Origin of the sequence: Psychrobacter sp. A3 (genome assembly GCF_028823565.1) — a bacterium.
Classification (GTDB): Bacteria; Pseudomonadota; Gammaproteobacteria; order Pseudomonadales; family Moraxellaceae; genus Psychrobacter; species Psychrobacter celer.
The window spans coordinates 16,236-29,793 of record NZ_JAPEHS010000029.1; the positions used below are offsets into that span (position 1 = coordinate 16,236).

Sequence of the window (13,558 nt, forward strand, 5' to 3'; positions counted from 1 at the left end):
CGACGTTGTCACTGATAAAGGGCTTTGGCTCATTTATTGCTCCATGCGCTGTTTGATGGTTTGCTCAGCGCGTTGCAGCGCCGCTGCGATATCCTCGATCAGCGCCGCCTGCTCACCGATACGCTGCTCACGGCACCGCTCTTGGAGTTGACTACTAAGACGCATCAGCTGGGTCGTCCCCAGATTAGCACTGGCGCCTTTTAGGGCATGGGCAATTTCAAAACCATTGGCATTATCGTTTTGTTGTTGCGCGATGCGTAGGCTTTGGATGCGCTGCTGGCTGTCAGTGAGATACACTTGAATCAAATCGGCAAAGTCCTCTTCGAGCAAGTCACGCATGTCTTCAAATTGCTCATCATTGAGGATCTCTACAGTTTGGTCGGCGGTATTATTATGTGCGTTCTCATCCATGGTATTAGGTCCAATATTGTCAGTTAAATCAGTTAAATCAGTTAAATCAGTTAAATCTCAAGCAATAAAATTGCTATCGTCAAGGGATAGAGTAGACATCGCTATAAGAGGCCACGGCTAAAAGCCCAGCGTCAGCTATAGTGAAAATGTAAGTTGTCCTCATTCACCATGCTTTTTAGTTGTTGCAAGTTGTCATCGTTTGGATAGATGCGCCAATGCTCAGAGAGTCCCACATTGGCGATACCATACGTTTCATAAATGCTCAGGCCAAGCGGCAGACAGTTATCATGAATGGAGGCGTCAGTGTTACTCAGCGCATTATTGCTATAAGGGCTGCCATTTTGCAGCGCGTCTTGTTGCATGTCATGCTCTAGCGCCAATAAGTCATTGCCATCCTCATCATATAAGCTCCCACCCATCGCAGGATCATAGCTGCCATTGAAGGTCGTATCGTCTGGCTCATCTTGCTGGGTCAAGCTAGGCGCGGGGATGATATCTGCTTGGGCGGACTTGAGTAGCGGCTGTAGGCGTGAGAGTAGGCGCGTGTCACTGCCGTGGATTTTGATACTGATTTTTTTGAGCCAACGCAGACGCGCATCTACCATACTCATGGCGTTATCTAGACGGGCAAACAATCGCCCGTCACGCTCCCGGATACTGCCTTTGATAATGACCACTTCATCCACCTTCAACTGGTCTTTGACGCGATTGAAACGCTCAGCATAGCAGCTGACCTCTAATCGTGAGGTGCCATCATCTAAGGTAATGACATTTCGATTGCCAAAGTTGGCAATATCGATAATAAGGCCTGCAAAGTAGCAGCTGCCGTTATAGCCTGTGTCTGTGAGCTTATCAAGGCGAGCACCAGAGGTATAGCGTTTTAGCTCATCCAAGTACTCATTGATCGGGTGCCCAGTCAGATACAGTCCTAGTGTGTTTTTTTCTGCTTTGAGGCGGTGCTTGTCACCCCAGATCAGCTCTGGCGTCATTTTGAGTGGTGGGGCGGCGACCACACCGTCCATCTCGCCAAACAAGTCCATCATGCCAAGCTCATTGTTTTGGCGGTCTTGCTCCGCGGCTTGTACTGCGCTTGGCAGCTGACTCATCAGCGCGCCGCGAATCTCGTAGGCGGCGTCACTTGGTAAGTCTGGTCGCAACGTCGCGGCAAAGTCATCAAAACAGCCAGCACTGACCAATGCCTCAAGCGTACGTTTATTGACTTTTTTGATATCAACGCGGCGGCAAAAGTCATATAAGTCTTTAAACGGCCCACCGCGGCGGCGCGCATCGACGATAGACTCCACCGCACCTTCACCGACGCCTTTAATCGCGCCAAGTCCATAAATAATATTGGTCGGCGTATCAGCGACAAAGTGCCACTCACTGCGGTTTACCGATGGATTGTCTACAGTCAATCCAAAGTTTTCACGGCAGTCATTGATAAAGAACACCACGTTGTCGGTGTTGTTCATATCGGATGTCAGTACCGCAGCCATAAATTCGGCAGGGTAGTACTGTTTGAGATAAGCGGTCTGATAAGCAAGGACGCCATAAGCAGCAGAATGCGAGCGGTTAAAACCATAACCGGCGAACTTCTCCATCAAATCAAATACACCGCCTGAGGTGACCTCATCGATACCTTGATCGGTAGCACCCGTGACAAAAATATCACGCTGTTTGGCCATCTCTTCAGGTTTTTTCTTACCCATGGCGCGGCGTAGCATATCCGCGCCGCCGAGACTGTAACCGGCCATGACCTGCGAGATTTGCATGACTTGTTCTTGATAGACAATAACGCCGTTGGTGTTTTGCAAAATTGGCTCAAGGTTGGGATGGTCATAAATGACCTCTTCGCGGCCGTGCTTACGGTCGATATACATCTCTACCATACCGGCATCGAGTGGCCCTGGGCGGTAGAGGGCACACATGGCGATGACGTCTTCGATGTTGGTCGGTTGCAGCTTGGCCAAGTATTTTTTCATACCCATACTCTCTAGCTGAAAGACAGCCGTGGTCTTTGCTTCTTGCAAGAGTTTGTAGGTTTTTTTGTCATCTAACGGTAAATCTTCTAGTACCAGCGCGTCTTTGCCTTCGCGTGCGCGGCGTTGGTTGATGTTTTCTACCGCAGCATTAATGACGGTTAAGTTACGCAAGCCCAAAAAGTCAAATTTTACCAGACCGACATCTTCGACATCGTCTTTATCAAACTGGCTAACGCGATGACCCTCATCGTCACAGTAAATGGCGCTAAAGTCAGTGATTTTATGCGGGGCTATGAGGACACCACCGGCGTGCTTGCCGACGTTGCGGCACACGCCCTCTAATTTGACCGCCATCTCCCAAATCTCGATGGCATCTTCATAATCCATGTTATCAGGATTGGAGATTAAGTCTTTGAGCTGCGGTTCTTGCTCGAGTGCTTGAGACAAGGTGATGCCAGGTGTTTTTGGAATCAATTTAGAGATTTTATTGGCCAAAAAGTATGACTTGCTTTGTACCCGCGCCACATCACGCACCACCGCTTTTGCCGCCATGGTACCAAAGGTGATGATTTGTGAGACCGCTTCACGGCCGTAAGTTTGCGCTACATAATCGATGACACGGTCGCGACCTTCGATACAAAAGTCAATATCGAAATCGGGCATAGAGACACGTTCAGGGTTTAAGAAGCGCTCGAATAATAGGTCGTAATGAATGGGGTCGAGATCGGTAATGTTGAGCGCATATGCAACCAAAGAGCCGGCACCAGAGCCGCGACCTGGCCCCACAGGGACGCCATTGGCCTTGGCCCAGCGGATAAAGTCCATAACGATTAAGAAGTAACCAGGAAAGCCCATCGATAAGATAATCTCTAGCTCATACACTAAACGCTCATCGTACTGCTTACGAAAGTCGCTCCAGCTCTCGTCACGCGCTTCCACAGGAAAGAGCTTGTCCAATCGGTGATTAAGACCGCGCTGTGATTCTGCCCGAAAAAAAGACTCAATGGTCTCGCCCTCTGGTACAGGAAAGTCAGGCAACACGTTGATGCCTAGCGTTAGTGTCACATTACAGCGGGTGGCTAGGCGGATGGTATTGTCGACCACCTGCGGAATATCGGCAAACAGTTGCGCCATTTGGTCTTGGGTTTTTAGATACTGCTCATCTGAATACAAGCGCGGACGGTTAGGGTCAGCCAGTACGTACGAGCCTGCGATACAGACGCGGGCTTCGTGAGCATCGAAGTCCTCTTGCTCCAAAAACCGCACGTCATTGTGGGCGATAATGGGCAGTTGATGCTTGGCACCAGCGTGGATAGCCGCTTTGATAAAAGCGTCTTCGCCTGAGCGGTTGGTGCGCTTGATCGCAAAGTACAAGCGATCAGCAAAATGCGCCTGCCATTCTGTGATCAGCACGTCGGCATTTTCTGGCATAGAGCTGACTAGCGCATGACCGACGTCTGATTTTTCGCCAAACAAGACAATAACGCCGGCGGCATGAGCAAGGATGTCACTACGCTTGACGATAGGGATGCCATGATTGGCAGGATCAGCGCGGCCCTCGGTAAAGCCCAGCGAGACGATACGAGTGATGTTTTGATAGCCCTCATTATCCATAGCCAGTAACGTCAGTCTCGTGTCTTCATCGTCCATGATGACTTCGCTGCCGATGATGGGCTTGATGCCAGCGCCAAGACAAGCGCGATAAAACTTCACCGTTGCGTACAGATTGGAGAGGTCAGTCAACGCCAGCGCACGCTGATTGTCAGCTGCCGCCGCTTTAATCAGCGGCTTTATGCGCACGATAGAATCAGTGATGGAGTATTCGCTGTGAATGCCAAGGTGTACAAATGCCATAGAGGACTCTTATTGGTGCGGTCAATAACAATAGGTTTTATTAGCGGATTTTGCGTGGTTTACATGGGAAGTTTAGGCCGTAAAAGCCTTTGTCGCAAATGCTCAATTGAGCTGAATATCATAGCATTATTTGCTGTTGACAGCTATAGCTTCGGTGGGTGCCATAAGAAACAGCCTGTCTTTGCTGGCAGGTGCTGATATGAAAAAAGCCTTTTATACTATGCTGATATAAAAGGCTTTGAGAGGAAGTAAAACGAGGTTTTTTACCAATATTTAACGCTTACCGTACTTATCACTATACTCTATCCAGAAATCTGCGTTTTCGATACCTACTTTTCTAGGATCAAACATTGGATCAAGTCCTAATTTTTTCTGTTCATCGTAGTCTTTTAGAACTTTTAATGCGGTTTTGCTAAGCAGTAGGATAGCAATGAAGTTTAAGTAACACATACTACCGAAGCCAATATCACCAAGTGCCCACATCATGCCGATTGATTGCACACTACCAGCAAAGCAGATGATCAAAAATACAACTTTTAGTATTGGCTTTAATACAGGATAACGTAGCTTGCTATCCAAAAATACCAAGGTAGTTTCGGCGATATAGTAATAAGCTATCAAGCAGGTAAAAGCAAATAGGAAGATAGCAATGGCCACAAAGCCACTGCCATATTGGCTAAATACGGTTGATACCGCCGCTTGTGTAAATGCGGTACCAGCGGCCACACCTGGCATGTTTTCAACCAACGTCATGCCCTCTGCCGGAATGACATTGTACATACCTGTAGATAAGATCATCAGTGCGGTCGCAGTACAGACGAGAACGGTGTCAATATAAATCGAAAAGCCTTGCACCAAACCTTGCTTGGCTGGGTGTGATACTTCAGCAGCAGCGGAGCTAAAAGTCGCCTCGCCAGCACCGGCGACGTTGGAGAATACCGCGCGGCGTACGCCCCAAGAAATAGCAGTACCAACGATGCCGCCAAAGACAGCGTCCATTCCAAAGGCGCTCTTGAAGATAAGGGCAAACATGGCAGGTATGTTGGATGCATTAAAGGCTAAGACGATGACCATCATTAAAATATAACCAATCGCCATAAAAGGTACAATAGTACCAGCAAAGCTGGCAATGCGTTTGACACCACCAAATATAATAATGGCCAATAGCGCCACAATGATTATACCAGTCACCGAAGAGGGGATATTAAAAGCGGTCTGAAAGGAGTCAGCGATGGTATTGGCTTGAACGCCGGGAACCAATACGCCATAAGACAGACAAGTAACGGCAGCAACGACAATGGCAAAAGGCTTCATCTTAAGGCCGCGCTCAATATAAAATGGCGAACCACCACGGTACTGACCATCTACATCGTCTTTGTATACCTGCGCAAGAGTGGATTCAATAAAGGCACTTGCACCGCCCAGCAGCCCCATCACAATCATCCAAAATACAGCTCCAGGTCCGCCAGCTGCGATGGCCGTGGCAACCCCAGCAATGTTACCAACACCAATACGACCCGACAACGCCATACAAAAGGCTTGGAATGAGCTAATACCTCTATGTGAATTTTGCTTGTCAAATAATAACTTGATCATCTCTTTAAAATGGCGGAACTGTACACCGCGGGTCATAATTGTAAAATAAATACCGACACCGAGTGCCAAATAAACTAACGCATCACTCCAGATATAGCCGACTATGGCGTTAATAATTGCTTCCATGACCTTACTTCCTTGTAAGTTTGACTAAATAATTCAATTGTTTTGATATGAAATACGGTCACATTAAGCGCGTTAATATGACCGTACGTGTTGCAAAGCTCTATTAATTGACCACCCAAATAGTCTTAGTCTGTGTGTATTGCTCTAACGCTTCTAGACCGTTATCACGTCCGCCGAATCCTGACTGTTTATAGCCGCCAAATGGCGTGGTGATATCGCCTTCTGAAAAGCCATTGATAGAGACAGTGCCCGCTTTGATGGCTGAAGCGACTCGATACGCGCGCTTGATGTTTTGAGTATAAAATGACGCCGCCAAACCATAGCTAGACTGATTGGCAAGACTAATGGCTTCTTCTTCAGTCTCGAAGCTAGTGACGGCAAGGATGGGACCAAATACCTCTTCATTAAACAAAGTCATGTCGGGACTGACATTGTCAAAAATAGTAGGCTCGACATACCAACCGCTGCCCAATTCTGAATGGATGTTGCCTCCTGCAACAAGCGTTGCGCCTTCATCTTTGGTGGTTTGTAGATAATGACTCACCTTGTCGAAATGTGCTTTTTCGATCATCGGGCCAATGGCAGTACTTGAATCATAAGGTGAGCCAACTTTCCAGTCTTTTAGACCTTCTTTAAGTTTTTCAAGTAAAGCTGCTTTTTGGCTGCTATGTACGATCAAACGTGATCCGCAGCTACAGTTTTCACTCATGTTCCAAAACGCTGCAGACAAGATGTCATTGATGGCGGCGTCATCAAGTACGGCGTCATCAAAGACGACTTGCGGGCTCTTGCCGCCGCACTCTAAGACGATTTCCTTTAAATTGCTTTGTGCCGCGTATTGTAAGAACAGACGTCCGACTTCTGTTGAGCCAGTGAATGACACCATGTCGACATCCATATGCTGACCGAGTGCTGCACCGACGTTTTCCCCAAGACCACAGACCAGCTGTAAGGCTTCTTTTGGCACGCCAGCTTCGTAGGCGAGTTCGGTTAAGCGGTAGGCGGATAGGGAGGTCAGCTCAGCGGGTTTGACAATGACGGAGTTGCCTGAGATGAGAGCAGGGGCGACTTTCCAAGCGTACATTTGGGCTGGAAAGTTCCAAGGTAACACCGCACCGACGACGCCAATAGGCTCTTGTACGATGAAAGCTAAAGCGGCGCTGCCAGTTGGAGCCACTTTACCGAAAACCTTATCAGCGGCCTCGGCGTACCATTCAAAAGTCTCAATGGTCGCTGGGATATCGGTATTTAGGCATTCGGTAATGGGTTTGCCCGCATCCACACAATCTAATGCTGCAAGTTCCTCGCTATGTTCGTGCATGAGCGCACACCAGCGCTGCATGATGGCTTTACGCTCAGCTGGTGCTAGACGGCGCCATTCACCATTCTCAAAGCTATCGCGTGCGACCTTGACGGCAATGTCAACATCATCGGCGTTGCCTGAGGCGATTTGACCGATGACGCTGTTATCAATAGGGGTATAATTGTCTAAAGTCTCTGTTGATAGACTTTCGGCGGCGATTAAGTGACCTGCCCATAGTTTTTGTTGTTTTGCTTGCTCGAATACTTGCTCTTTAGTGATTTGTTCTTTAGTGCTCATTTTTTAATCCTTGTCTGCTAAGTTATCCTTAACAGTTCTTTTACTAAGCTGAGTGCTATTTAGACAGCAATGCTAAAAACTCTGATTTCTCATCTGCTGGCATGTCCGTGAGTGGTACGCGAACTGAGCCAACATCCATAGTGCCGTTTAAGCATCCCGCTTTGGCCTTTTGGTTGTAGTTGCCAGACTCCATAGAATGAATGGCAGGATAAATCTCACTCATAATTTGCTTGGCTTTATCCCAGTCGCCTTGCTGGGTGGCCTCAAACAGAGCGACTTGTTCGGCTGGAAAGACGTTTGCTGCGCCTGCGATCCAGCTTTTTGCACCCCAAAAGAAGAAGTCAACGGGTTGATCATCGCAGCCACAGACCACTTCAAAGTCATCAAAATCAGCTTGTAGCATACGTAGCGCATGGCTAAAGTCGCCGCTACTTTCTTTTACGCCGACGATGTTAGGGTGCTTGGCTAGATGAGCAACCGTGTCAAATTCAATGGCAACGCCGACACGGTCCGGGAAGTTGTACATGATGATTGGTAGCTCGCTGGCATCGGCTACTTTTTCAAAGTGAGCGATGATGCCATCTTGCTCAGGTAAGCTATAAGGGGTGGCAGACAGCATAAGCCCGTCATAACCTAAGGTTTTTGCTTGTGTGGCAAGCTCAATAGAATGATCGGTTGATAAGCTGTTAATACCAGCGATAAGGGTCACTTTATTTTTTGCAGCTTCAGCAATAGTGGTCAACACCAACTCACGCTCAGCATCTGAAAACGTGTAGTATTCACCAGTAGTACCGCAAGCGACGATACCGGCAACGCCTTTATCGATAAAGGCTTCGACCAGTGCCGTTAATTTTTGCGCATCAACGTTACCGTTATGGTCAAATGGGGTAACGATTGGGACTAAGATTCCATTAATATTCATAAGTCTTTCCTTGTTAGTAGTGATTTAAATAATGGTGATTCAATATTGAATCGGTTGGTTTTTTGCTTGCTACACGGCAGTCATAAACTGCTTATTTGAAACGGTTAAGTCGATATGGTTTTGGATCTATCACAGGGGGCTCATCAAAATATAGTTCCGCGACCATTCGTGCGCTGACGACAGCTTGCGTTAGGCCCAAATGTTGATGCCCGAAGTTTAAAAACACCTTGTCAATCCTATCTATGATGGGTAGTGAGTCCGCTGTTGAAGGTCGAAAACCCATCCAAGGCACACTGTCTGCTGCATTTAATGGTGCTTTTAACATGGGCTGCGCTTGTTGCAATAACATGTGAGCTCGCCTCATATTTGCTGGCGCGTCAAGTCCTGCATATTCCACAGTGCCAGCCAAACGCAAGCCCTCTTGCATCGGTGTCATAATAAAGCGCCGATCCATACTGGATACGGGTATCTGCAAACGCTGCGGCTCATGCGGTAGCATTAGGTGATAGCCACGCTCGGTATCTAACGGTACCGTCACACCAGTGAGTTTCCTCGCCAATGTTTTTGAGTGAGCACCGGCAGATAGCATGACCTTAGATGCTGTCATATCGCCTTGACTGGTGGTTAGACGAATACCGTCTGGATGCACGGCTGCATCCAGTACACGGCAATGTTCAATCGTATGACCCCCTAACTGTCTAAAGGTACTGTGAAGCTGTTTCATGACGGATTTTAGATTGGTGATGTGACCGGTATTTGGAAAGAACAACGCCGCCAACTGGTTATCTTGTAAGGCAGGCTCACGCGCCAACAGCTCTTTTTGACTGAGTAACTCATTTGCCACACCAATCTCGTTAAGACGGTTGCCATGTGCGGTTAATAACGACACGCTAACGGGTTTTTCAACCGTTAATAATGAGCCTTCAATGTGTACCCAATCGTTTAGTTTCCACTGATTAGCAAAATCCTGCCAAGTTTGAATGCTGCTCTGATTAAGGGTCATTAATGCCTGATGAATGCGCTCAAATGGCTCAGGGCGCATGTTCATGAGCAATTGTATTGCCCAAGGCATTAAGCGCGGCAGATAGCGCCAGTCTATACGTAATGGCCCTGTTGGGTTAAAGAGCATGGCTGGGATATGGCGAAGCATACTTGCATCGGCAATCGGAAAAACCTGCTCGGCAGCGATATGACCGGCGTTACCTAATGATGCGCCTTGACCGACTTCATTGGCGTCGAGTAATGCGACCTTGATGCCTCGCGCTTGTAACGTCACCGCAGTCGCAAGACCGATAATGCCGCCACCAATAATATGAATGTCGAAGTGTGAGGTGCTCATAGGATCTCTCGATAATACTCATGCATAAACATTGGCTGACCAATTTATTGCTATCTGTGGTTTCGCATATGCTTAATAGTTTTTTAGCAATTGCTTAATAAGTACATAACAAGTGTTTAGCAAGAAATGCCCCATTTGAATGGGTCGTCTTCTTGTACAATCAGTGTGGTCTCGGCGCAGACATGGGCATGACCACAGATGGTTGGGATAATCGTGTGCTCAGGGTAGGCTGTAGACTCTGTATTGTTGAGATCAGTGGCATGTTGGTAGCTGCCGGTAAATACGCTGCCAACAACACTTTGTTGGCGCCAGATTTGACCAGGCGCTAAGAGGTCGTCAGCAGCAAGGCAGGCCAGTTTGGCACTGGTGCCGGTACCGCAAGGTGAGCGGTCGTACGCCGCACCTGGGCATAGGACGAAGTTTTTACTATCTGCTTGAGCATCATTGCTATCGGCAAACAGCTCGATATGGTCAATCTCGCCGCCGTTTTCGCCTGTGATATTAGCAGTGATTAATGCTTGCTTAATTTGCATGGTTACTTGAGTCAGTTTTGCGACATTATTTGCTTGAATGTCTTGTCCATGCTCACTGACTAAAAAGAACCAGTTGCCACCCCAAGCGATATCGCCACGGATAAGGCCTAATTCAGGGACTTGAACCTCAACTTGTTTTTTATAACGATAAGAAGGGACGTTTTGGATGCTACAGCTGCCATCATCATGCAAGGTTGTTTTGATTAAACCCACCGGGGTTTCAAACCAATGTGTGCCAGTCGTGATTTTTTGTTGATAAGCCAGCGATGCGACGACACCAATCGTGCCGTGCCCGCACATACCTAAATAACCAGCATTGTTGAAAAAGATAACGCCCGCTGTGGCTTTAGGATCAATTGCAGGAAGGAGTAGTGCACCGACAAGGACATCATTGCCGCGTGGCTCTAAGATGATACTTTGGCGCAGATGGTCAAAGTTTTGTTTGAAATACTGCAGCTTATCTTGCATGGTCTCACCGACCAGCTCAGGAAAGCCGTCATAGACCATACGAGTAGGCTCACCGCCAGTATGTGAGTCGATAATTTTAAAGTTAAATAATGTAGAAGACATGACGGGTACCTTAATTCATCCTTGAAAAAGTTACATTCCATTGTTGTGCAATAGAGCTAATGCAAGCATAGCTTGCAGTCATCCATTAATCCGCAATTGCTAAGGTCTATATATAGAATGGACGTTTTTGAATGGAGCGTCTTGCTGTTTTTTCATGGATAAATGCGTATTTCTGCATAGTATTCAGGTGTACACTAGTAAGGTTGTAATATATTTTTGGAGTAAATAAGACATGACTTTTTTTCATAAAAATAGTCAGTGGATGCTGTTATATAAGCTTTGTGTAATAGAATATGAGGGTAATTGCGTATAGAGTTTTTTAACGTTTAATGTGTGTATTCAGCTTGATAGAACAAGGAAGCGCTATGCTTGATGAAGTAAATGAAAACACTGAACTTGTGATGTCACTACAAGAGAGTATTACGTCTTATTATCCAGAAAGTATGGATGAATTTGTTGGGAATATATCGCTATTGCTGCCTTTGATTGACAATTTCACCAAGATTGTCTTTTTTGTAAAAGATGAGCAGGCGCGTTACCAGCTGGCAAACAGAACGCTGTTAAAACGTTGTCAGTTGAATAAGCATGCAGACATTATAGGCTTCACCACAGAAGAGGTGTTTTCACATCATCAGGGCAAAGACTATATGGTGCAAGATATGAAGGTATTGCGCGAGGGAAAGTCGATTGTCGACAACTTAGAGCTGCACAGTTATGCATCTGGTCAATTAGGATGGTGTATTACCAATAAGCTGCCTATTTATAATAACAACCAACAAATAGTTGCGATGGTTGGAATATCGGTCGATATCGATGAAGATAATGAGCGTGTTTTACGTAAACACGCTCGCTTGGCTGAAGTCGCTCAATTTGTACGCGTCCATCTTGATCAGAAAATCAATATTGCTCAATTGGCCGATTTGGCTAATTTGAGCGTGTCGCAGCTAGAGCGAACGTTTAAGGCAGTGCTCAGTATGTCGCCGCTGCAGTTTGTACAAAAGCTACGCTTGGAATATGCGGTGAAGTTATTGGCTAATCCTGAAATGTCAGTGACTCAGATATCATTGCACTGCGGCTACAGCGATCACAGTGCTTTTAGCCGCCAGTTCAAGCAGTTCACAGGCATATCGCCTACTCAGTTCCGCCACGCGTATTTGACACCAAAAAGTTAACTTAATACCCGACCACCGCTGCATCGACAATACGCGGATCAGAGGAGCCGTAGACACCATTTGGCGTTATCATAATCGACTGTGTTGAGCCCATAGCGGCTTTTGGACTGACCGTGTGTCCCATGGATTCTAGCTTTTTGATCGTATCGATATTCAGTGCTTTTTCTACTCGTATCTCATCCGGTAGCCACTGGTCATGGATGCGCGGCGCATGCGTGGCTTCAGCGATATTCATATCATGATCGATGACGTTTGAGATGATTTGGGTAACGGTAGTGATGATGCGGCTACCGCCGGGGCTGCCAGTCACGATATAGGGCTTACTGTCTTTAAATACTAAGGTCGGGCTCATAGAAGATAAAGGACGTTTGCCCGCTTCAACGGCGTTTGCCGCGCCGCCGATAAGTCCATAGCCATTTGGCGTGCCAGGCTTGGCAGAAAAGTCGTCCATCTCGTTGTTTAGTAATATGCCCGTGCCGTCTGCAACCAGACCGGTGCCGTAAGAGAAATTGAGCGTATAGGTATTGGCGATCGCATTGCCGTCTTTATCCACAATAGAGAAATGCGTGGTTTGGTCGCTCTCGTAGGGTAGTGGGTTGTTGGCTTTAATCGTACTCGCTGGCGTGGCTTTGTCTGGATCAATCAAGGTGCGCAGCTGATCGGCATAGGCTTGAGAAGTAAGGCCGCTCGCTGGCACATCGATAAAGTCTGAATCCCCTAAATACTCTGCACGGTCAGCATAAGCCAGTTGCATTGCCTCTGCCATTAGGTGAATGGTTTGCGCGCTATTGTGACCATAGTCTTTTAGTGGATAGCCTTCTAAGATGTTAAGTATCTGCACGATGTGAATACCACCAGAGGAGGGCGGCGGCATAGAGACGATCTCATAACCACGGTAGTCGCCTGTCACAGGCGTACGAGCGATGGCTTCGTAATTGGCTAAATCCTGCAAGCTCATACTGCCGCCAGCCTCATTAACGGCTTTGACTAATTTAGTCGCGGTCTCACCTTTATAAAAGCCATCAGCGCCTTGCGCGGCAATGAGCTTTAGCGAGCGGGCAAGCTCTGGCTGATACAAGCGCTCGCCAGGTTGATACGCGCTGCCGTCAGGTTTAAAAAACACTTTTTTGGTACTGGGCCACTTTTGTAGGCGATCGCTTAAGGCTTCTAGTGACTCCGACAAGCCAGCGGTGACTTCTATGCCATCTTCAGCAAGTGCGATCGCTGGTGCCATCACTTGCTCGCGGCTCATGGTGCCATGGTCTTCTAGCGCTTTGAGCAGTCCTGCGACTGTCCCTGGTACGCCGACAGCTAAGCCGTGAAAGCGAGACAAATCACTTACCGCATTGCCGTCCTCATCGAGATACATATCACGTGAGGCGCTGCTTGGGGCTCTTTCGCGATAATCGAGTGCCACCGTTTCGCCTTGCTCGGCATCATAAATCATCATAAA

Annotated in this window: 9 protein-coding genes; 1 reads left to right on the forward strand and 8 read right to left on the reverse strand. The window is 47.4% G+C overall.

What is annotated here, in order from left to right:
- Positions 1-33 precede the first annotated feature (33 nt).
- The 7 genes from NK638_RS06115 to NK638_RS06145 all read right to left on the reverse strand — a co-directional run bounded on the left by NK638_RS06115 (position 34) and on the right by NK638_RS06145 (position 10,933).
- Positions 34-411, reverse strand: coding sequence for an Hpt domain-containing protein (locus NK638_RS06115; protein WP_274632322.1), 378 nt, complete (start codon positions 409-411; stop codon positions 34-36).
- A gap of 131 nt (positions 412-542) precedes the next feature.
- Positions 543-4,247 carry a DNA polymerase III subunit alpha gene (dnaE, locus tag NK638_RS06120; protein ID WP_274632323.1) on the reverse strand — a complete coding sequence of 1,235 codons (3,705 nt, stop codon included), beginning with the start codon at positions 4,245-4,247 and terminating at the stop codon, positions 543-545.
- A gap of 273 nt (positions 4,248-4,520) precedes the next feature.
- On the reverse strand, positions 4,521-5,969 hold the full coding sequence (locus tag NK638_RS06125) for an alanine/glycine:cation symporter family protein (protein ID WP_201585425.1): 1,449 nt from the start codon (positions 5,967-5,969) through the stop codon (positions 4,521-4,523).
- A 103-nt stretch (positions 5,970-6,072) separates the two neighbouring features.
- Positions 6,073-7,569 (reverse strand): aldehyde dehydrogenase, encoded by a 1,497-nt coding sequence (locus tag NK638_RS06130; protein WP_274632324.1) that lies wholly within the window; start codon positions 7,567-7,569, stop codon positions 6,073-6,075.
- A gap of 55 nt (positions 7,570-7,624) precedes the next feature.
- Entirely contained in the window at positions 7,625-8,491 is an 867-nt protein-coding gene (gene dapA / locus NK638_RS06135; protein ID WP_274632325.1) for a 4-hydroxy-tetrahydrodipicolinate synthase, read from the reverse strand.
- A 91-nt stretch (positions 8,492-8,582) separates the two neighbouring features.
- The gene (locus tag NK638_RS06140) at positions 8,583-9,830 is read right to left on the reverse strand and encodes an NAD(P)/FAD-dependent oxidoreductase (protein ID WP_274632326.1); all 1,248 of its coding nucleotides are present in this window, start codon (positions 9,828-9,830) and stop codon (positions 8,583-8,585) included.
- Between the two features lie 116 nt (positions 9,831-9,946).
- Complete coding sequence (locus NK638_RS06145) at positions 9,947-10,933, reverse strand: proline racemase family protein (protein ID WP_274632327.1); 987 nt, start codon at positions 10,931-10,933, stop codon at positions 9,947-9,949.
- Positions 10,934-11,298: 365 nt separating this feature from the next.
- Between NK638_RS06145 and NK638_RS06150 the strand changes: the two genes are divergently transcribed.
- Positions 11,299-12,105 (forward strand): AraC family transcriptional regulator, encoded by an 807-nt coding sequence (locus tag NK638_RS06150; protein ID WP_274632328.1) that lies wholly within the window; start codon positions 11,299-11,301, stop codon positions 12,103-12,105.
- A 1-nt stretch (position 12,106) separates the two neighbouring features.
- On the opposite strand, the gene ggt is transcribed toward NK638_RS06150, so the two are convergent.
- Positions 12,107-13,558: gamma-glutamyltransferase (gene ggt, locus NK638_RS06155; RefSeq protein ID WP_274632329.1), on the reverse strand; the 1,452-nt coding region annotated here is incomplete at its 5' end.

What these genes read in the sequence shown, in the direction of transcription:
- NK638_RS06115 (WP_274632322.1), bottom strand. Translation starts at nt 411, where the DNA reads ATGGATGAGAACGCACATAATAATACCGCCGACCAAACTGTAGAGATC.
- dnaE (WP_274632323.1), bottom strand. Translation starts at nt 4,247, where the DNA reads ATGGCATTTGTACACCTTGGCATTCACAGCGAATACTCCATCACTGAT.
- NK638_RS06125 (WP_201585425.1), bottom strand. Translation starts at nt 5,969, where the DNA reads ATGGAAGCAATTATTAACGCCATAGTCGGCTATATCTGGAGTGATGCG.
- NK638_RS06130 (WP_274632324.1), bottom strand. Translation starts at nt 7,569, where the DNA reads ATGAGCACTAAAGAACAAATCACTAAAGAGCAAGTATTCGAGCAAGCA.
- dapA (WP_274632325.1), bottom strand. Translation starts at nt 8,491, where the DNA reads ATGAATATTAATGGAATCTTAGTCCCAATCGTTACCCCATTTGACCAT.
- NK638_RS06140 (WP_274632326.1), bottom strand. Translation starts at nt 9,830, where the DNA reads ATGAGCACCTCACACTTCGACATTCATATTATTGGTGGCGGCATTATC.
- NK638_RS06145 (WP_274632327.1), bottom strand. Translation starts at nt 10,933, where the DNA reads ATGTCTTCTACATTATTTAACTTTAAAATTATCGACTCACATACTGGC.
- NK638_RS06150 (WP_274632328.1), top strand. Translation starts at nt 11,299, where the DNA reads ATGCTTGATGAAGTAAATGAAAACACTGAACTTGTGATGTCACTACAA.